The organism is Streptococcus cristatus (assembly GCF_001588905.1).
Classification (GTDB): domain Bacteria; phylum Bacillota; class Bacilli; order Lactobacillales; family Streptococcaceae; genus Streptococcus; species Streptococcus cristatus_N.
Window position 1 is genome coordinate 13432 of record NZ_LAWH01000034.1, and the last position, 20134, is coordinate 33565.

Here is a 20134-nt window from a genome sequence, read left to right on the forward strand (position 1 = left end):
ATTATTTTTCTTCATTTCCTTCAGCATCAAAAGCTGCTTTAGCTTCTTGAGCCTGTTTTTGACGTGCTTTTTCCAGATCGTCCACATGGATTACATCTTCATCCATATCCTCATCCAAGTCACGAAGTTCTACTTCTTGGTCATCTTCGTCAAGGACACGCATGTCAAGACCAAGAGATTGCAATTCTTTCACAAGAACTCGGAAGGATTCTGGCACACCTGGTTTTGGAATTGGTTTTCCTTTGGTAATCGCTTCATAAGCTTTCAAACGTCCGTTGATATCGTCAGACTTGTAAGTCAAGATTTCTTGAAGTACGTTTGACGCACCGTAAGCCTCTAGGGCCCAAACTTCCATTTCCCCGAAACGTTGTCCACCAAACTGAGCTTTACCTCCGAGTGGCTGTTGGGTAACAGTTGAGTATGGACCAACTGAGCGGGCGTGGAGCTTATCGTCAACCATGTGGTGGAGCTTGATCATGTACATGACACCGACAGAAACACGGTTATCAAATGGCTCACCAGTACGTCCATCATAAAGAATTGTCTTAGCATCGCTATCCATACCAGCTTCACGAACTGTAGACCAGAGATCTTCTGAGCTTGCTCCGTCAAAGACTGGTGTCGCAATGTGGATGCCCAAGTTACGAGCTGCCATACCAAGGTGGAGTTCCATAACCTGGCCGATATTCATACGGGATGGTACCCCAAGTGGGTTCAACATGATATCAACTGGGGTTCCGTCTGGCAAGTATGGCATGTCTTCCACAGGAACGATACGGGATACAACCCCTTTGTTTCCGTGGCGTCCGGCCATCTTATCTCCGACCTTGATCTTACGTTTTTGAGCGATGTAGACACGCACCAGCATGTTAACACCGGATTGCAACTCATCACCGTTTGCACGAGTAAAGATCTTCACATCGCGAACGACACCATCGGCACCGTGTGGTACACGAAGCGAGGTATCACGTACTTCACGAGACTTATCACCAAAGATAGCATGCAAGAGGCGTTCTTCAGCTGAAAGATCTTTTTCACCCTTAGGGGTTACTTTACCTACAAGGATATCGCCTTCTTTAACTTCCGCACCGATACGGATAATCCCCATTTCGTCAAGGTCTTTAAGAGCATCTTCACCAACGTTTGGAATTTCACGAGTGATTTCTTCAGGCCCAAGCTTTGTATCACGTGTTTCTGATTCGTATTCTTCGAGGTGGACAGATGTATAGACATCGTCTTTGACCAGGCGCTCACTCATGATAACCGCATCCTCGAAGTTGTAACCTTCCCATGTCATGTAGGCAACGATTGGGTTTTGTCCAAGCGCCATTTCTCCATTTTCCATAGAAGGTCCGTCAGCGATAAAGTCGCCTTTTTCAACGACATCGCCAACTTTTACAAGAGTGCGTTGGTTGTAGGCAGTTCCTGAGTTTGAACGACGGAATTTTTGAATGTGGTACACATCCAATGAACCATCTTCACGACGAACTTCTACCTTATCCGCATCCGCATAGGTAACCTTACCATCATACTGGGCAATGACCGCCGCACCAGAATCGTGGGCAGCTTGGTATTCCATACCAGTACCAACATAAGGCGCTTTTGGATCGATCAAAGGCACAGCCTGACGCTGCATGTTGGCACCCATGAGGGCACGGTTGGAGTCGTCGTTTTCCAAGAAAGGAATACATGCTGTCGCTACGGCAACTACCTGCTTAGGTGATACGTCCATGTAGTCTACTTGGTCTGAAGGGAATTCTTGGTTATTACCTTGGTGGCGTCCCATAACGATAGGCTCTGCAAAGCCACCTTTTTCATTCAGTTTAGAGTTGGCCTGCGCTACGATAAATTCATCTTCCTCATCAGCTGTCAGCCAAACAATTTCGTTGGTTACCACGCCAGCTTCACGATCTACCTTACGGTAAGGCGTTTGAATAAAGCCATATTTGTTAAGGTGTCCGTAAGAAGACAAGTTATTGATCAAACCGATGTTTGGTCCTTCAGGCGTTTCAATCGGACACATACGACCATAGTGAGTATAGTGCACGTCCCGCACTTCATAACCAGCGCGGTCACGTGTCAAACCACCAGGTCCTAAGGCAGATAGACGACGCTTGTGAGAAAGCTCAGATAGCGGATTGTGTTGGTCCATGAACTGTGACAACTGTGAAGAACCAAAGAATTCTTTAATAGCAGCAGTTACAGGACGGATGTTAATGATTTGTTGCGGTGTGAGAACCTCATTGTCCTGAACGCTCATCCGTTCGCGAACATTACGTTCCATCCGAGAAAGTCCCAGACGAACTTGGTTGGCCAAAAGCTCACCAACCGCACGAATACGACGGTTCCCCAAGTGGTCAATATCATCCACACGACCGATACCTTCTGCCAAGTTGAGGAAATAGCTCATTTCAGCCAAGATGTCAGCTGGTGTTACAGTACGAACCTTGTCAGAAGGATTTGCGTTACCAATCATGGTCACAACACGATCTGGATCGCTTGGTGCGACGACCTTGAACTTCTGCAATTCCACAGGCTCTGTCAAGACAGCTGAGTCGTTTGGAATATAAGTGATCTTGTTCAAACCATTGTCCAGTTGCTCTGCAATGCTGTCAATCACACTGCGAGTCATGACTGTACCAGCTTCGACAAGAATTTCACCTGTTTCAGCATCTACCAGATGTTCTGCCAATGTTTGATTGAGCAGACGGTTCTTGATGTTGAGCTTCTTGTTAATCTTGTAACGACCAACGGCTGCCAAGTCATAACGATGTGGATCAAAGAAACGAGCTACAAGCAGAGAACGAGAACTTTCAGCCGTCTTAGGCTCACCTGGACGAAGACGCTCATAGATTTCTTTCAGAGCTTCATCCGTACGAGAGTCCATTGGGTTCTTGTGAATATCTTTTTCAATGGTATTGCGCACCAAGTCGCTGTCACCAAAGATGTCTAAGATCTCATCATCACCTGAGAAACCAAGCGCACGAACCAAAGTAGTAAATGGAATTTTACGCGTCCGGTCAATACGAGTATAGGCGATATCTTTTGAGTCTGTTTCTAGCTCTAACCAAGCTCCGCGGTTAGGAATAACCGTTGAACCGTAGCCAACTTTTCCGTTTTTGTCAACTTTATCGTTGAAGTAAACCCCTGGCGAACGCACCAACTGAGACACGATAATCCGCTCACCACCGTTGATGATGAAGGTTCCCATTTCAGTCATGATTGGGAAGTCGCCAAAGAAGACTTCCTGCGTCTTGATTTCACCAGTTTCCTTATTAATCAGGCGGAAAGTCACAAAGATTGGCGCTGAGTAGCTAGCATCGTGGATACGAGCTTCTTCCAGCGTATATTTAGGCTCACGGATTTCATAGCCGACAAATTCCAGTTCCATGGTGTCGGTAAAGTTTGAAATAGGAAGCACATCCTCGAAGACTTCTTTCAAACCATGGTCCAAGAAATCTTTAAACGAGTCTGTTTGAATTTCAATCAAGTTTGGTAAATCAAGAACTTCTTTAATTCTTGAAAAACTACGACGGGTCCGATGTTTCCCGTATTGAACGTCATGTCCTGCCAAGTTTCTAACTCCTTTTTTATAAAGTACAGAGGGAGGGAATCGGAGAAAATTGAGATTTTCTGATTATTGGAATACTAACCATTTGCCTCTCATATCGTACTCTTCTTCACTCTTACCAAGGGGAGACCCCTTCTACGCCATTGACTCTCGTCAAAACAGCTACAATCAGTCCCTTTTGCTAAGTTTTTAGAATCTTTAAATTTGCGTTACAAATCCTAGAATTCTGAAAAATAGACACAAAAAGAGCAGCTAAATCTGACTTATAAAAAGTTTGATTTAACTGCTGCAAGCTTTAATCGGACAATATTTCAATTAAAGCACACGACAAATTATTGATACTATTATACCGTATTTATCTAGAAATTGCAAGGCTTTCCTCTTCTTTCTGAAAAGTTGAAAAGCCGTTTTTGATGTCCTAGTTTCCCTGCCGGTTACTGCTAGAATTAGTCCCATTATTGGAATTCGGATTAGAGCTAAAGTTAGAACCAGAATTAGAGGTATAGCCACCCAAGATAGCTCCCCAAGCTTTCTGATAATCCGCATCTGATGCGCCGATACCAAAGCGATAGCTCGTCGTTGGAGCGCCATTCTTAGCCCAGTAGCTAGGAACAGTCGGACCACTTAGATTGATAGAGCGACCGTTGATTGTGACGGTTCCTGGTCTTTCTCCAGTAGATTTGAGAACATCAGACTTGATGACGCTCGAATCAAGATTGAACTTCTCTCCGATTCCCCAGGCACTTGGATCCGCCTCATAAATGGCATTGGCTAGATAGGCCATATAGGCCGCATTATTATTGTAGCCTGTCAGGGCAGCCATAGAAGTATTGTCATCATGACCAATCCAGCCTCCAAGAGTCATACGAGGAGTAGAAAGCATGAGCCACATATCACCATTGCTGTTGGTTGTACCTGTCTTACCAATCCAGTCTGCGCCTGCCAAGGTACCATTGACTTGACCAATCCTTGATTTAAAGGTCGTAGTTGCACCAGAGTTGAGCACACCTCGCATCAAGCTTTGCATAATCGTTGCAGTAGCAGGCGAATACACCTGAACTGGTTTTGCCTTATGCTCATAAACCACCTTGCCGTCAGGAGCTGTGATCTTTTCAATCATATACTTTTCTTGATAAGAACCGTTATTAGCCAAGGTCTGGAAACCGTTGGTGTGCTGGGCAACCGAAACCTCGATTCCCCCACCCATTGGTAGACTTTCAATGTCATAGTTGTCAATATGATAGCCCATTTTTTCCATATAGCCTCGGACATTCACACCCTTCTCACGAAGTGCACGATAGGTCCAATAAGCTGGAATATTCCAAGAAGTATTGAGGGCTTCCTGCAGGTCCATCATGCCTGTCCCGCGACTATCCACGTGCATAATTGGCTCACCGCTAGAGAAGTTCGTTGGGTAATTGGAAAGGACACTCGCACTTCCCATTAGCCCTTGGTCAATGGCAATCCCATAAGCTAAAATCGGCTTGATAGTCGAACCAGGAGATCTTTCCGTATCAAAAGCATGGTTGTTTTGATTAGAACTATAGTCTCTACCACCGACAAAACCAATAATGGCTCCTGTTTTATTGTCCTGAAGGACATTTCCAACCTCGACCATTCCTGTCCCATCATCCAAGAGTCCACCGTAGTTGGCAACTGCGTTCTGCATCGCCTGATGAATCGAATGATTGATGGTTGTTGTGACCGTATAACCACCCTCGCTCAGCTCTTTTCGAGCCAACTCTTGATAGGCTTCAACTGTTGCATTATTTTTTAATTCTTGCTGGGATACATTGTCCCGCTGAATCAAATACTGATACATGGCCATCTGCGCTTCTGAAAAGGCTGTATGGTAGAGGTAACTATGCGAGCTCTTTTGAAGGCTCTCAGTCGGCTTAAAATCTTGCGTCAGATCATAGTCTTTGTACTGCTGATAGTCTGCCTCACTCAGTCGACCTGTACGGTACATATTATACAAAACATTCCGAGCCCGCTCTAGACCTAAAGACATATCATCTGGACTCTTGATACTGCCATCAGAGGCATAGGGCGAATAGACAATCGGGCTCTGAGGCAATCCTGCAATAAACGCAGCCTGTGGAATGCTCAAATCCTTGGCTGATACACCAAAAATCCCTTGAGCCGCTTCTTCCACTCCAGCAATATTTTGTCCTTTGTTATTCCGACCAAAAGGTGCCACATTCAAATAAGCAGTCAGAATGTCATCCTTAGACATATAGCGTTCCAAAGCCAAGGCATCAACAATCTCTACTGCCTTCCGCTTGAAAGTCGGAGCATCTCCCACGACCTGCTGCTTGATCAGCTGCTGAGTTAAAGTCGAGCCACCGCTGGATGAACCAACTCCAACTACAGAACCCAAGGTTGCCCGCAGAACCGCCTTGGGCACAACACCATTGTGAGTTTCAAAGTTCTCATCTTCCGTCGCAATGATAGCATTTTTGACATTATCCGAAATCGCATCGCTGGCAACTGGGATACGCAACAAATCATTATCGATTTCAGAAATCAGCTCTCCGTTAGCATAGGTCAGCTTCGAAATCCCAGAAATCTTATTGACTTGACTTACCAGCTCCTCCTGCTTCGGCACGGAGACATCACTAAAAAGGCTGGCAGCATAGCCCAATCCGAGTCCGGCCCCCAATACTATTCCAAAAAAGATAAATACAAAAGCGACATTTACGAGTAGTTTTACTGTCCGAAAAATAACGGAAACAATATCAAGTACCGACCATGTCTCTCCTTTTGGCTTAGACGTCTTAGCAGGTGAGGGCTCCCCCTTACCAAACTGTTTTAACTTTTTTATAAATGGTTTCAACATAGATTCTCCTTATCGACTATTATAGCAAACATCAGCAGATTATATCAAGAAAGAGCTAATTCTAGCGCTTTTACAGGAATTATTTTCTGGCTACTCATTGCTATTTGTCGGGTTTGTGATACAATAGAAAGATAAGACAAAAAATAATTGAGCAAGGGCAACTGTCTTTGCTATCTTAGAAAAGGAGAGACAACTATGCACATTTTTGATGAGCTAAAAGAGCGTGGTTTGATTTTTCAAACAACTGATGAAGAAGCTTTGCGTAAAGCCTTAGAAGAAGGGCAAGTCTCTTATTATAGCGGATACGATCCAACAGCGGACAGTCTGCACTTAGGTCACTTGGTGGCTATTTTGACCAGCCGTCGCTTACAGTTAGCCGGTCACAAACCTTATGCCCTCGTCGGTGGTGCAACAGGTTTGATTGGCGACCCATCCTTTAAAGATGCAGAGCGTAGCCTGCAAACCAAGGAAACCGTTGATGGCTGGGTTCAGTCTATCCAAGGCCAACTGTCACGCTTTCTTGACTTTGAAAATGGCGAAAACAAGGCTGTCATGGTCAACAACTACGACTGGTTTGGCAGCATCAGCTTCATTGACTTCCTCCGTGATGTCGGTAAATACTTCACCATCAACGCTATGATGAATAAGGAATCTGTGAAAAAACGCATTGAAACAGGGATTTCTTACACTGAGTTTGCCTACCAAATCATGCAAGGTTACGATTTCTACATCCTTAACAAAGAACACAACGTAACGCTGCAAATCGGTGGTTCTGACCAATGGGGAAATATGACAGCTGGTACCGAATTACTTCGTCGTAAAGCTGACAAGACTGGCCACGTTATCACAGTCCCTCTTATCACTGATGCGACTGGTAAGAAATTTGGTAAGTCAGAAGGCAACGCAGTCTGGCTCAATCCTGAAAAGACTTCTCCATACGAAATGTACCAATTCTGGATGAATGTCATGGACGCTGACGCTGTTCGCTTCTTGAAGATCTTTACTTTCTTGTCACTTGATGAGATTGAGGATATCCGCAAACAATTTGAAGCGGCTCCACACGAACGCTTGGCTCAAAAAGTCCTCGCTCGTGAAGTCGTCACACTTGTTCACGGCGAAGAAGCATACAAAGAAGCCCTTAACATTACCGAGCAACTCTTTGCTGGAAATATCAAAAACCTTTCTGTCAAAGAACTCAAACAAGGACTTCGTGGCGTGCCAAACTACCAAGTTCAAGCCGACGAAAATCTTAACATCGTGGAGATCCTCGTGACATCTGGCGTGGTCAACTCAAAACGCCAAGCCCGCGAAGATGTACAAAATGGAGCCATCTATGTCAATGGCGACCGCATCCAAGACCTTGACTATGTCTTGAGTGACGCAGACAAGTTAGAGAACGAACTCACTGTTATCCGCCGCGGTAAGAAGAAATACTTCGTCCTTACATACTAAAACATTCAAAACTTATCTACACAAACAAAAGGAGTTACTCTTCCCTGAGATAACTCCTTTTTGCTCATAGTAGATTAAAATCTTCTTACTTATCTATTCTTAACAGAAAGACTACGAAGTACAATTCGCAAAGTTGTGAGGTTATGTAAGATAGAAAGATTGGAAGGACTAAGCCAGTTAAATAAACCAAAGCCAATCAAACTACTATTTACGACGACAGTTTCTTGGATATTCTTCTGAATCAGTTTTTGCAAAGACGATGAAAGAGAGTCTAATTCTTCAAAAAAATCCAAGCGATTATCTAATAATAATATATCGCTCATTTGCTTAGAAATATCTGCACTTTCATTCATCACAACACCAATATCCGCAAGGGTTAGAGCTGCCGAGTCATTCAGGCCGTCTCCGACCATTAAGACAGCATGACCAGATTGCTGTAACTCCTGCACCAATTCAAATTTTCCATCAGGTTTCAAATCTGTATAAACTTGATCAAACGGCAAATCTTTTACAAGTTCTTCCGTTCTAACCAAGGTATCACCTGTTGCTAAAATCAGTTTCTTTCCTTGAGCTTTGAGCTTTTCTAAGGCAACTTTTGCTTCTTTTCTCAAAGGAGTATGGATACAGAACATCCCAATAAGATCATTGCGATAGCCCAAGAACAGTAGATTGTAGTGATTCTTATATTCTTCGATCAGGGCATTTTGTTCAGGACTAATATTGATTTGCTCGTCTTGCATCAGGACAAAATTTCCGATGACAACCGATTCACCATCAATATGGGACTTAATTCCCTTGCTTGCAATATATTGGAGTTTCCCATGCATTTCCTCATGTTCAATTCCCTCTATCTCAGCTTGCTTGACAATGGCATTAGCGATAGGATGATAGATGTGCTCCTCAAGACAGGCACTGATTCTGAGAATATCTTCCTCACTATAGTCTCCAAAAGGTAACACCTTTTCAACTATAGGATAGCTAGTTGTGATTGTCCCCGTCTTATCAAATAAGAAGGTATCGACTTCCAGATATTTCTCCAGAACATCCCCATCCTTAATCACCATTTCACGATTCAAACCCTCCTTGATAGCCGTTAAATAAGCTACAGGAGTAGAGATTTTCAAAGCGCAGGAGAAATCGACCAATAAGAAAGAAATAGCCTTAGAAAAAGAACCTGTTAATAGGTAAGTCAGACCAGCACCCAAGAAATTATATTTGACGACCTTATCCGCCATCTTGATGAAATAGCGTTGTTTCGTTTTCTTGTTTTCTTCAGATTTCTTCATCAACTCAATTAGCTGTAAAATACGGCTGTTCATCTGATTATCGGTTACACGAATGCGTAACTCTCCAGTTTCTAATACTGTATTTGCACAAACCAAATCAGACTCTCTTTTTTCAACTGGAAAACTCTCTCCTGTCAAGGAGCTTTCGTTGACCATACCTAAACCTGAAACTACTTGTCCATCAAACAGAATTTCATTTCCTTGAGATAGGACCAAGACATCTCCTATTTGAACATCGGAACTCTTGATACTAACAACCGTATCCCCCTGTACTAGAAATACATCGCTCTCTTTTGCAAGAAGGCTTTGTTCTAAATCTGTTGCAGTTTTTTTCAAGGACCACTGATCTAAATGATTCCCCAAATCAAGCATAAACATGATATTGCTAGCCGTCTTAGATTGGTTCATAAACAAGGACAATAAAATCGCCGAACAGTCCAGGACCTCCATCGTTAGTTCCTTGCGCGCTAGTGTTTGATAAGCTTCTCTAATATAGCCAAAAGCCTGATAACAAGTCCATATATAGCGAATAGGATACGGCACAAAACTACGAAAAAGTATACGCTTAATCGCTGCACCTGAAACAATAGAATAAGCACTCTCTTCTCTACGAATGGGAAGAGTCATCAACTCAGAAACTTTCCCTTTATCAATTCTTTTTAAAAAGGCTTCTGCATTGTCTAATACAGAGAAGCCTTCTTTTATACGTAGAGTAAAGTGCTGTTGATCCATGTAAAACTGGATGGACTCAATCCCCTTTTCATCTCTCGCCAAGGAACGAAGATAGTCTTGAATATCCAAGGTGAGTGAAAAAGAAGATGATAGTCGGATATGTTGGTATCCTCTATGTAGCACTTTAAAAGACATATTATTCCCCTATAAGGCTATCTAATTGCTCTTCTTTTTTCTCTTGCTCGTACAAATATTTGGCATCTTGCAAGACATCGTCTCCATGTTGTTTCACAACAGAAACAGATGCATCTAGCCCGTCTTTCAACTTGTAAGCCTTAGCCAAAGCTTTAGAATAACCTTTTTTAGCTTCCTTACTTGCTAAGATTTTCAAGCCAAGGGTACCAAATGCGACACCACCCAAAAATAGTGAAGATTTTTTCGCAACTTTTGCAACGGTTAATACTTCTTTTAACATACTTATTTCCTCCTTATCATTATTATATAGAAATTTAGATATAAAAGCAATTTCATTTTATAAATTGGAGAATTAGTTTTATTTCTACTGAATCTCCCATCTACTTACTCCTAAAGTTGCTTTCACTTGTCTCTTTTGATACACTTAAACTATGAATACAAACCTCAAACCCAAACTCCAGCGTTTTGCCACAGCGACCGCTTTTGCCTGTCCCATCTGCAAGGAAGAGCTGCAGCTGATGGATAGCAGCCTTAAATGCCAACATCGGCATTCTTATGACTTGGCTAAGTTTGGCTATGTAAATCTAGCACCTCAAATCAAGCAGCCCAAAGACTACGATAAGGCCAGTTTTCAAAATCGGCAGTTGATCTTAGAAGCAGGATTCTACCAAGCTATCTTAGAGGCTGTCTCAAACTTGCTTGCAAGCTCAGAATCTGCTAAAACAGTCTTAGATATTGGATGCGGTGAGGGCTTCTACTCTCGTAAACTCCAAGAAACCCATCCCCAAAAAACCTTCTATGCTTTCGATATTTCAAAAGATTCCATTCAGTTGGCGGCCAAGAGCGACGGCTCTTTCGCAGTCAATTGGTTCGTCGGTGATTTGGCCAAGCTACCGCTACAAGATGCCAGCATGGACATCATTTTAGACATCTTTTCTCCAGCCAATTATCAGGAATTTCGGCGAGTCATGTCTGACAATGCCCTCCTCATCAAGGTCATCCCCACCGAGCGCCATCTTCAAGAAATTCGCCAAAAAGCCGCTAGACAGCTCAGCAACAAGGATTACTCTAACCAAGAAGTCATCCAGCATTTCCGAGAGCACTTCGATATAATCTCTGAAATCAATGTTGAGTCTAGCCACTCCTTGACTGCCGAAAGTAGAGCCGCTCTTTTAGCGATGACACCACTCCTCTTTCACGTTGAGCAAGACCAGATCGACTGGACTGACCTCACCCAAGTAACTATTGCCGCTACCATTCTTATCGGAAAAGCAAAATAAAGAAAAGATAGTCCGCAGACCAAATGCATTCCGTTTGGCTTGCTGACTATCTTTTTTATAACTCATATTTTAATAAACTGTTTTCTCTGTTTCGAAATCAAAGAAATGCGCCTTGTTCAGGTCAAAACCAAGGTCAATACCTGCACCTGTTTCTGAGTAGTCACGAGCATCTACCCGTGCGATAAACTCGCTATCACCAACTTGGCAGTAAAGGTGAGACTCAGAACCCAAAAGCTCAGAGACAGAGATGGTCGCATGAACCACAGAATCTGGGAAGGTCTCTAAGAAGGCAGGTTCTGTATTGATGTCTTCTGGACGAATACCGAAGATCAATTTCTTGCCGTCATAACCCTTCTCACGCAGAACTTTCAGCGTTCCTTCTGGCACTGTCAAACGCAAGCCATCGGCAACGATTTCATTCCCCTCAAGTGTCACAGTGATAAAGTTCATCGCTGGGCTGCCAATGAATCCCGCCACAAACTTGTTGACTGGATTTCTGTAGACTTCCTGTGGACTACCGATCTGCTCTACTCGACCAATCGTTCCAGTTCCAGCAGGGTTCTTGGTTGCTGACATGATAACAATCCGGTCAGCCAGCGTCATCGCTTCTGTCTGGTCGTGGGTAACGTAGATGGTTGTTGCTCCGATACGGCGGTGGATTTTGGCAATCTCAGCACGCATGGACACCCGCAGCTTCGCATCCAAGTTTGACAGAGGCTCGTCCATTAGGAAAACCTTTGCATCACGCACGATAGCGCGACCCATAGCAACACGCTGACGTTGACCACCTGACAAGTCCGCTGGCTTGCGATCCAAGAATTCTTTCAAACCAAGGATTTCAGCCGCTTCTTGAACCCGTTTGTCAATATCTTCCTTGCTGTACTTGCGCAATTTCAATCCGAACGCCATGTTGTCATAAACTGTCATGTGTGGATAGAGGGCATAGTTCTGGAAGACCATGGCGATATCGCGGTCTTTCGGCGCCACGTCATTGACAACTTTACCGTCAATCGACGCTGTTCCTTCTGTGATATCCTCAAGACCTGCAATCATACGTAGCGTTGTGGATTTCCCGCATCCTGACGGACCGACGAAAACGATAAATTCCTTGTCCTTAATGTCCAAATTAAAGTCTTCAACAGAATAGTGCTCACTATTTGGATACTTTTTATAAATATTTTTTAGATTTAACTCAACCATAAGTTCCCCTTTACTTTATGTGAAAATAGTTGCCTTTGAAACCCCTAAAAATTTCAAAGCGCTTTCATAAAAATATTATATCCTTTTTTAATTATTATTTCAAGCATTTATTCAAACGTTTGCACAATTTTTTATCATATTTCAACTAACTACTCTTTTAAAACAAAAATAGGATAGAAAATTTCTATCCTACACGACTAGTTAGTAACACGATAATAAAATTGACCTTGTTCATCAAAGCTATTCATCCCAACTCCCGTCCACAGACGATCTTGGCTGGCATCTGAGCTATCTTGGAAATTTTCTTTATTCGCAAGCTTGACACCTTTTGGAATGAATTCTAGCAAGAAACCTCCGGTCTCACCACCGTACACACCGCCAGAAGCCGTTCCATAATCCGTTAACGATGCTCCATACAGCTCATAGCTATCAGAAACTAACCCTTTATCATTGAACACCAGCTGGTGACCAGCAGCATTCTGCCAGGTTCCTTTCACACTGGAGTAGTCTCCATTGGCCAAGGCCGAAATATCCATTGATTTTTTCTCCTCTTGCGTCTTTTCTGAACTAGCTTCTGCTGAGCTTTGACTGCTTGCAGCAGAAGAAGACGATTCTGCAACACTCTGGCTAGAAGCTACTTGAGAAGATTCCTGAGTAGTACTCGAACTTGTCTGAGTAGAATTAACTGCCTTACTAGAGCAGGCTGCCAAAGTCGATAGAGCTAAGCAACATAACAAAGGATAGACTATTTTCTGCTTCATGGCTTTCTCCTTATCTATTAAATGATTACTAATATTATAGACTTTTTCAGCCTATTTTACAAGTTGACTCAGTTATCCTGCACCCCTAAGACTTTATAGATGGTTTTACTCAAAGCTGCCTGATAATCCTCTGCACTCAAGGATCTATCCGCAATAACTTCTGCCGTCTGCTTGTCCAGATCTACTGTCACATCTAACACTCCCTCCATAGATAGGAAGTGTTGGGTGACGTGTTTGACACAGTTTTGACAAGATAAATTTTCTAATTGAACTATTTGTTTCATATATTTATTCCTCCGTATATTTAGTTCACTTTAAAGCGTCCTAGACGCAGAGCATTGGCCACAACTGACACTGAGCTTAAGCTCATGGCCAGACCAGCCAGCATCGGATTGAGCAAGGGACCGCCGAAAAGATGCAGTAGGCCCATAGCAATCGGGATACCTAGTGTATTGTAGGCAAAAGCCCAGAAGAGATTTTCCTTGATATTGCGGATGGTCGCCTGACTGAGCTTGATAGCCTTGACCACATCCTGCAAATCACTATGCATGAGCACTACATCTGCCGACTCAATAGCTACATCTGCGCCTGAACCAATGGCAATTCCCACATCTGCCTGAACCAGAGCCGGTGCGTCATTGATACCGTCTCCGACCATGGCTAGTTTTTTCCCGGCTTCCTGCAAGTTCTTGATAGCTGCTGCCTTGCCATCTGGCAATACACCTGCGATAACTTTTTGGATTCCAGCTTTCTGGGCAATAGCTGTCGCTGTTTCTTCACGATCCCCTGTCAGCATGATAACTTCCAGCCCCATAGACTGGAGCTCCTGCACAGCCGACAGACTGCTGGACTTCATCTCATCTGCTACCGCTAAAATACCTTCTAGCTGTCCATCTATTGCGACAAACATAGCTGTCTTCCCTTCTTGGGAAAGCTCCAATAACTGTTCTTGAAAGACACTGCTGTCAATGTTCTTGTCTTTCATCAGAGACTCATTTCCCACCAGAAGCTGTTTGCCCTCAACCTGAGCAGCCAATCCTCGGCCAACAATGGCCTCAAAATGACTGACAGGCAGCAAGTCAAACTCCTCCTCTTCAGCTGCTTCCAAGATAGCCTGAGCCAAAGGATGTTCAGAATGCTGCTCAGCACTGGCTATTAGCCGCAACAAGTCAGAGCGATTAAAAGCACTCAAAGGTAACAAATCCGTCAGGCTGGGCTTACCAACCGTAATCGTCCCCGTCTTATCAAGAACAATAGTATCCAGTTGATAAGCCGCTTCCAAAGCTTGACCAGACTTAATCAGAATGCCATTTTCAGCCCCTTTACCAGTCCCGACCATGATGGCTGTCGGAGTGGCTAACCCCAGCGCACAAGGGCAGGCAATGACCAGAACTGCGATAAAGATTGACAGGGAGAAGCTAAGACTCTCACCAGCCAGAAAATACCAGCCAAATGCAGATAAAGTAGCCAAGCTCAGCACGATTGGAACAAAATAAAGCGAAATCTTATCAGCTAAGGCCGCAATCGGTGCCTTAGACCCCTGTGCTTCCTCCACCAATCTAACAATCTGAGCTAAGGTCGTATCTGAACCCACCCTGATTGCTTGGTAGTCAATACTACCATTTTGATTGATTGTGGCACTGGTGATAGTGTCGCCGACCTTCTTTTCAATCGGGACACTTTCTCCAGTCATCATGGACTCATCCACAAAGGTCTGCCCGTCTGTCACAAGGCCATCTACCGGCATACGCTCCCCTGGCTTGATACGGATAATGTCTCCAACTCGGATATCCTCTGTATCAATGGTCACAGCCTCTCCATAGCGAATCACTGTCGCCTGACTAGGCACTAGCTCAAGTAGAGACTGAATCGCTTGAGACGTTCGACCCTTGGCAGAACTTTCCAGATATTTACCCAGAAGAACCAAGGCAATAATCACTGCAACAGACTCAAAATAGAGCTGATGGACAAAGGGATGATGACCTAGAAAAACCTGACTGACCGAGTAGAGGCTATAAAGAAATGCTGCACTGGTTCCCACCGCAATCAAACTATCCATATTGGGATGTCGCTTGATAAGATTGCGAAATCCTCTCTGATAAAAGCCACGACCGATCCACACAGCAGGCAGAGTCAAAAGCAGTTGTGAAAGAACGAAGAGCAAGGGATGCTTCATATGGTCCAAGAAGCTAGGCAGAGGAAGACCAATCATACTTCCCATAGAGATATAAAGCAAGGGCAGAGCCGTAACCAAAAGAATCAGTAATTGCTGTTTCTTTTTTTGCAATTCCTGAGCTTTCATTGCAGCCTCTTCACTCACATCAGACGGTCTGTCTTTTCCTTTTTCTTCTGCCTGATAACCAGCCTCGGCTACAGCATCCAGCACTTGCTGACTGTCAAATCCTGCCTTAGGCAGCAAACTGAGACGTTCTGTCGCCAGATTGACACTGACATCCTCAACCGTTTCTAAATCTTTGACCGCCATCTCCACTGTCATAGCACAAGATGCACAGGTCATTCCTGATAGCTTGTATTCTTTCTTCTCACTCATCAATGTGTCTCCTTTCTGTGCCCGCAACGACACTGGCCTTGAGGGCAGTGGCATTTAATTTCCAGCGGAGCCGAAGCTCTTTTCTTATCGATGACTTGGCTGAGCCGCTCCAAGTCCCTTTGACTGAACTGACTTCTCTCAATCATTGAAATCAAAAGATCTCCGTGTTTAGTGTTACATATATTATCAAAAAGCGACTGCCAAGTGCTTTCCAGATGGTCCGCTTCTAAAATCCGGGCATCGTAGTAAAACTTACCCTCAATTTTTTCCATGGCAATAAATTCTTTGGTCTTCAGACGATTCAAAAGGGTCTTGATGGTTGCCGGTTTCCAGGAAAAATCAGCTTCCAACCGCGCTATAATCTCTGTACTGCGACTGTGTGGATAGGCCCACAGCACACGCATCACTTGCCATTCTGCTTGGCTCATATTTTGCTGTTCCATTGTCTAACACTTCCTTAACATTTACATTTGTAATTCGATTCTTTATTAGTTTACAATTGTAATCGTAATTTGTCAAGTATTTTTATCGTTATTTCCTGATATACAAAAAAGAAGGCGGGATAATCCCGTCTTCTTGCTTTATTCTATTAGTGTGCCAACATCTCTTGGGCGATTTCTTGACCTGTCAACTTACTTGGATAGTAGGTTGGCCAGTTTTCCAGCTCATTAAAGAGCGCTTCCTGACTCTCACCACCATAGAAGATATGGAAGTGAGCCGCCTTGGTCGGTGCAATGTTATGGTCGCTAAACTGAACATATTTGTACTGGCCAGCATCCGCATCTGTCGCTTCAAACATAAAGCGAACTCCACGATTTCCCTTAGAGTAAGTCAGAGTGTGCTTACCAACGTATTTATATGTATACTTCTTGGATTTTCCATCTACCACAAATTCCATGGTCTTGTCTGTGATATTGATATTGGAAATATCCGTCTTGTAGCCCTTGTCATAGTAGTCCTTGTATTCAGCTGCCGTCATCTTACCAGTTAGCTTAGACTTATAGTCAAAGACTTGGTCCAAAGTACCGTCCTGCAGATAAGGGTAAACAGACTGCCACTCGCCAGCATAGTCAGACAAGGTCCGATCCTTGACGGCACTGTCTTCAAAGTAGCCATTTTGAACTGTCTTAGTATCCTCTTCTTTCTCAGCAGCAATCTCTGCTCCCTCTTGGTCAGTCGTTTTCTTGAGAGCCTTTAGATTAGCCTGCATGATCGAAATATAGTCTGCCCCGTCCTTGCTCTGCTTTTCTGTCAAGCTTTCCAGCGGATTCAATACATCAAGCTCTACTCCTGTTTCCTTAGCCAATGTAGAAGCCAGAGCCTGGGAAGCATTCTCTTCAAAGTAAATATACTTGATTTTATTTTTCTTGATATACTCGGTCAATTCAGCCAAGCGTGAAGCGGATGGTTCACTGTCTGGTGAAAGTCCAGAAATTGGCACCTGCTTCAAGCCATAGTCCAATGCCAGATAGTTAAAGGCAGCGTGCTGAGTGACGAAGCTCTTTTGCTTAGCGTTGGCCAAACCAGCTTCATATTCTTTGTCCAAGGCTTCCAGCTTCTTGATATAAGCCGCTGCATTTTTCTCAAAGGCAGCTTTCTTGTCAGGATAGGCCTTGCTCAGACTATCTCGGATATGTTCCACCATTTTAATAGCTCGCTTCGGAGACAGCCAAACATGGGGGTCATATTCATGATGATGCCCCTCTTCACCATGGTCGTGGTCTTCTTCCTCTTCACCACCAGGCAGCAAAAGCATATTTCCAGTCGCCTTGATAACCTTTTCTTCCTTATTTTTCAAAGTTTTTAGCGTATCTGGAACCCAAGTCTCCATATTTTCATTTTCATATACAAAGGCATCTGCATCCTGAATCTTCGCAACCGCTTTGGCTGAAGGCTCATAATCATGCGGCTCTGTACCAGCCCCGATTAGAAGTTCAACATTGGCTTCATCTCCAGCCACCTGCTTGGTAAACTCATAAACAGGATAAAAAGTCGTGACAATATTGAGCTTGCCATCTGCATTTTTTTGATTGGAACAAGCTACTAAGAAAATACTCAGTAAACCTGCTAATAGTAAACCAATTTTTTTCATTTTATGCTCCTATTTCATAAATTTTTTGACCAGATTGACCAGCAAGAACAAGCTGACGAAGATAATCGTAATGCTGGCGCTTGCTGGCGTTTCTGCATAGTAAGAAATATAAAGTCCGGCAATCATACCAAAGAAGCCGATGACGTTTGCCAGTAGAATAACCGACTTGAAATTTTTCCCAATCCGCAGGGCAATACTGGCCGGCAAGACCATAATGGTCGAAACCAGCAAGGCTCCCGCAGCTGGAATCATGAGAGCAATCGCAACGCCCGTCACGATATTAAAGAGAATAGACATAGACCGCACCGGCAACCCATCCACAAAGGCCGTATCCTCATCAAAGGTCAAGATGTACATAGGCCGAATGAAGAGCAAGGTCAAGACAAGCACCACAGCAGCAATAACAAAAAGAGAAATCACCTGCTCCCTACTGATAGTCACAATAGAGCCAAATAGATACTGGTCCAGACTCATGGCGCTGGAACTCTTGCCCTTACTCATAACAATCAAGGAAATGGCTAAGCCAGTTGACATAAGAATGGCTGTCCCGATTTCCATGAAATTTTTATAGATAGTCCGCAGATACTCTAAGAAGACTGCTGCGATTATAACCACCACTACCGTTGTGAAGGTCGGTGACAAACCTAGAACCAAGCCAAAGGCCACACCTGCCAATGAAACGTGACTAAGCGTGTCACTCATAAGACTCTGCCGCCGTAAAATCAAGAAAGTCCCCAGAATCGGTGAAAAGAGGCTCATGGCAATAACTGCTAAAAAGGCTCGCTGCATAAAATCATAGGAAAATAGATTAAGCATGACTCACCTCCTGTCTATTGTCGCTTTCATGCACATTGAAACAGCGCCAAGGTGAGTCCTGATTACGGACCAAATGAATATTACGATCGGCATATTTACGAACTTCTTCCGGATCGTGTGTAATCATCAAAACAGCTTTCCCATGCTGGTGAGCACTATGGTGCATGAGCTTGTAAAATTCATCCTTGCTGCCTGCATCCATCCCTGTTGTCGGCTCATCTAGGACAAAAATATCCGGATCCGAAGCAAACATCCGAGCAATCACAGCCCTCTGCTTTTGCCCGCCAGAAAGAGAACCAATTCGCTTATCCCGATGTTCCCACATTCCAACCGACTCCAGACTTGCCTTGATATGCTCCTCATCATGCTCATTCAAACGACGAAACCAACCCTTGCGCGGATAACGTCCAGACTTGACAAACTCATATACCGTACTAGGAAAACCTGCATTAAAACTAGCAATCTGCTGAGGCAAATAAGCAATTCTCAATTTCTTGCCTCTCTCATTGGTCTTGGAAATCTTGACCTCGCCATGCTTAGGCTGCAGAATCCCCAGACTAGCCTTGACAAGTGTCGTCTTAGCAGCCCCATTCTCCCCTGTCAAGGTTACAAACTCGCCACTATCCAAAAAATAATGAATATGCTCCAACACAGGTTCCTTGTCATAGTAAAAGGACAGATTTTCCACTGTGATATATCTCATTTCCCAATTTCTCCAATCAAACCATCCAAAAACCTCACAATCACTTCTTGCTCATCAGAAGAAAATTGCTCTGCCAATCTCTGGTAGGTATCTAAAGTATGCACATGATGGTGCTGATGCTCTTCCGCAATCGGTCGTGCCAAATCAGTCAATCGATAAAAAGTCACACGAGCATCCTTCTCATCCTTGAATGTTTCCAACATCTTTTGCTCCACCAACGCCTTAACAGCTTTAGTTACAGCAGCCTGACTAACATTCAGTCTTTTTGCCAAGTCAGAATTTGTCAAAGACTCCTGAGACAAGAGCATTAAAATATGTTCCTGCGTGTTCGTTAGCCGCACATCGCTCGTACAAGAGCCGACCAAGATTTCATGTTGATTCTCAGCTGTCAATATAACCTCATTCAAAAAATGATTAATTTTTTCTGCTAAATGCCCCATTGTTCGCTCCCTTTCTTAACCAGTTGAAACTTTACCGGTTAATTATACCACAAAAAAGAAAAGAGTCAAGCTCCAACTATAGTAACACTCTGATTCTAAAACAATGCAAAAGCATTGATAGAGACAAAGAAAAAAGAGCTAACTGCTCTTTTCTCATATGCTAATTTACTCCGCCAGTAGGACTCGAACCTACGACATCATGATTAACAGTCATGCGCTACTACCAACTGAGCTATGGCGGATAATAGCTAAGCGACTACCATATCTCACAGGGGG

General features: G+C 43.7%; 15 protein-coding genes and 1 tRNA gene. 2 read left to right on the forward strand and 14 right to left on the reverse strand.

The features are described from left to right. Position 1: 1 nt before the first annotated feature. Together rpoB and pbp1b are read right to left on the reverse strand one after the other, a co-directional pair. The gene (gene rpoB, locus A0765_RS07310; RefSeq protein ID WP_005591272.1) at positions 2-3574 is read right to left on the reverse strand and encodes a DNA-directed RNA polymerase subunit beta; all 3573 of its coding nucleotides are present in this window, start codon (positions 3572-3574) and stop codon (positions 2-4) included. Between the two features lie 415 nt (positions 3575-3989). Further along, entirely contained in the window at positions 3990-6410 is a 2421-nt protein-coding gene (gene pbp1b / locus A0765_RS07315; protein WP_062005678.1) for a penicillin-binding protein PBP1B, read from the reverse strand. A 195-nt stretch (positions 6411-6605) separates the two neighbouring features. On the opposite strand from pbp1b, the gene tyrS reads away from it, so the two are divergent. Continuing rightward, positions 6606-7862 carry a tyrosine--tRNA ligase gene (tyrS, locus tag A0765_RS07320; protein ID WP_062005680.1) on the forward strand — a complete coding sequence of 419 codons (1257 nt, stop codon included), beginning with the start codon at positions 6606-6608 and terminating at the stop codon, positions 7860-7862. Positions 7863-7951: 89 nt separating this feature from the next. Here tyrS and A0765_RS07325 read toward each other — a convergent pair whose 3' ends face one another. Together A0765_RS07325 and A0765_RS07330 are read right to left on the reverse strand one after the other, a co-directional pair. Continuing rightward, on the reverse strand, positions 7952-10015 hold the full coding sequence (locus A0765_RS07325; protein WP_062005682.1) for a heavy metal translocating P-type ATPase: 2064 nt from the start codon (positions 10013-10015) through the stop codon (positions 7952-7954). A gap of 1 nt (position 10016) precedes the next feature. Next, positions 10017-10295 (reverse strand): DUF6110 family protein, encoded by a 279-nt coding sequence (locus tag A0765_RS07330; protein ID WP_000910910.1) that lies wholly within the window; start codon positions 10293-10295, stop codon positions 10017-10019. 151 nt (positions 10296-10446) lie between these two features. Between A0765_RS07330 and A0765_RS07335 the strand changes: the two genes are divergently transcribed. Further along, positions 10447-11295: a methyltransferase domain-containing protein gene (locus A0765_RS07335; RefSeq protein ID WP_062005684.1), complete on the forward strand. Its 849-nt coding sequence runs from the start codon at positions 10447-10449 to the stop codon at positions 11293-11295. Between the two features lie 69 nt (positions 11296-11364). Here the strand turns inward: A0765_RS07335 and A0765_RS07340 are convergent, their stop codons facing one another. From A0765_RS07340 to A0765_RS07385, 10 genes are all read right to left on the reverse strand, one after another. Continuing rightward, the gene (locus tag A0765_RS07340) at positions 11365-12495 is read right to left on the reverse strand and encodes an ABC transporter ATP-binding protein (protein ID WP_005591277.1); all 1131 of its coding nucleotides are present in this window, start codon (positions 12493-12495) and stop codon (positions 11365-11367) included. A 197-nt stretch (positions 12496-12692) separates the two neighbouring features. Continuing rightward, a complete protein-coding gene (locus tag A0765_RS07345; RefSeq protein ID WP_062005686.1) occupies positions 12693-13256 on the reverse strand; it encodes a DUF6287 domain-containing protein in 564 nt (187 codons plus the stop codon). Between the two features lie 68 nt (positions 13257-13324). Further along, positions 13325-13540: a heavy-metal-associated domain-containing protein gene (locus tag A0765_RS07350; RefSeq protein ID WP_062005688.1), complete on the reverse strand. Its 216-nt coding sequence runs from the start codon at positions 13538-13540 to the stop codon at positions 13325-13327. Positions 13541-13560: 20 nt separating this feature from the next. Further along, positions 13561-15807, reverse strand: a complete 2247-nt coding sequence (locus tag A0765_RS07355; protein ID WP_062005690.1) for a heavy metal translocating P-type ATPase — start codon at positions 15805-15807, stop codon at positions 13561-13563. Continuing rightward, a complete protein-coding gene (locus A0765_RS07360) occupies positions 15807-16250 on the reverse strand; it encodes a CopY/TcrY family copper transport repressor (RefSeq protein ID WP_062005692.1) in 444 nt (147 codons plus the stop codon). Before A0765_RS07360 ends, A0765_RS07355 begins: the two co-directional genes overlap by 1 nt. A gap of 146 nt (positions 16251-16396) precedes the next feature. Next, positions 16397-17899: a zinc ABC transporter substrate-binding protein AdcA gene (locus A0765_RS07365; protein WP_062005694.1), complete on the reverse strand. Its 1503-nt coding sequence runs from the start codon at positions 17897-17899 to the stop codon at positions 16397-16399. A gap of 9 nt (positions 17900-17908) precedes the next feature. Further along, the gene (locus tag A0765_RS07370) at positions 17909-18715 is read right to left on the reverse strand and encodes a metal ABC transporter permease (protein ID WP_062005696.1); all 807 of its coding nucleotides are present in this window, start codon (positions 18713-18715) and stop codon (positions 17909-17911) included. Then, a complete protein-coding gene (locus A0765_RS07375) occupies positions 18708-19418 on the reverse strand; it encodes a metal ABC transporter ATP-binding protein (RefSeq protein WP_062005698.1) in 711 nt (236 codons plus the stop codon). The genes A0765_RS07370 and A0765_RS07375 overlap by 8 nt, the downstream gene beginning before the upstream one ends. Continuing rightward, on the reverse strand, positions 19415-19858 hold the full coding sequence (locus A0765_RS07380; RefSeq protein WP_048791672.1) for a zinc-dependent MarR family transcriptional regulator: 444 nt from the start codon (positions 19856-19858) through the stop codon (positions 19415-19417). Before A0765_RS07380 ends, A0765_RS07375 begins: the two co-directional genes overlap by 4 nt. Positions 19859-20026: 168 nt before the next feature. Then, positions 20027-20100, reverse strand: a tRNA-Asn gene (locus tag A0765_RS07385). Positions 20101-20134 lie beyond the last annotated feature (34 nt).

What these genes read in the sequence shown, in the direction of transcription:
- pbp1b (WP_062005678.1), bottom strand. Translation starts at nt 6,410, where the DNA reads ATGTTGAAACCATTTATAAAAAAGTTAAAACAGTTTGGTAAGGGGGAG.
- tyrS (WP_062005680.1), top strand. Translation starts at nt 6,606, where the DNA reads ATGCACATTTTTGATGAGCTAAAAGAGCGTGGTTTGATTTTTCAAACA.
- A0765_RS07325 (WP_062005682.1), bottom strand. Translation starts at nt 10,015, where the DNA reads ATGTCTTTTAAAGTGCTACATAGAGGATACCAACATATCCGACTATCA.
- A0765_RS07330 (WP_000910910.1), bottom strand. Translation starts at nt 10,295, where the DNA reads ATGTTAAAAGAAGTATTAACCGTTGCAAAAGTTGCGAAAAAATCTTCA.
- A0765_RS07335 (WP_062005684.1), top strand. Translation starts at nt 10,447, where the DNA reads ATGAATACAAACCTCAAACCCAAACTCCAGCGTTTTGCCACAGCGACC.
- A0765_RS07340 (WP_005591277.1), bottom strand. Translation starts at nt 12,495, where the DNA reads ATGGTTGAGTTAAATCTAAAAAATATTTATAAAAAGTATCCAAATAGT.
- A0765_RS07345 (WP_062005686.1), bottom strand. Translation starts at nt 13,256, where the DNA reads ATGAAGCAGAAAATAGTCTATCCTTTGTTATGTTGCTTAGCTCTATCG.
- A0765_RS07350 (WP_062005688.1), bottom strand. Translation starts at nt 13,540, where the DNA reads ATGAAACAAATAGTTCAATTAGAAAATTTATCTTGTCAAAACTGTGTC.
- A0765_RS07355 (WP_062005690.1), bottom strand. Translation starts at nt 15,807, where the DNA reads ATGAGTGAGAAGAAAGAATACAAGCTATCAGGAATGACCTGTGCATCT.
- A0765_RS07360 (WP_062005692.1), bottom strand. Translation starts at nt 16,250, where the DNA reads ATGGAACAGCAAAATATGAGCCAAGCAGAATGGCAAGTGATGCGTGTG.
- A0765_RS07365 (WP_062005694.1), bottom strand. Translation starts at nt 17,899, where the DNA reads ATGAAAAAAATTGGTTTACTATTAGCAGGTTTACTGAGTATTTTCTTA.
- A0765_RS07370 (WP_062005696.1), bottom strand. Translation starts at nt 18,715, where the DNA reads ATGCTTAATCTATTTTCCTATGATTTTATGCAGCGAGCCTTTTTAGCA.
- A0765_RS07375 (WP_062005698.1), bottom strand. Translation starts at nt 19,418, where the DNA reads ATGAGATATATCACAGTGGAAAATCTGTCCTTTTACTATGACAAGGAA.
- A0765_RS07380 (WP_048791672.1), bottom strand. Translation starts at nt 19,858, where the DNA reads ATGGGGCATTTAGCAGAAAAAATTAATCATTTTTTGAATGAGGTTATA.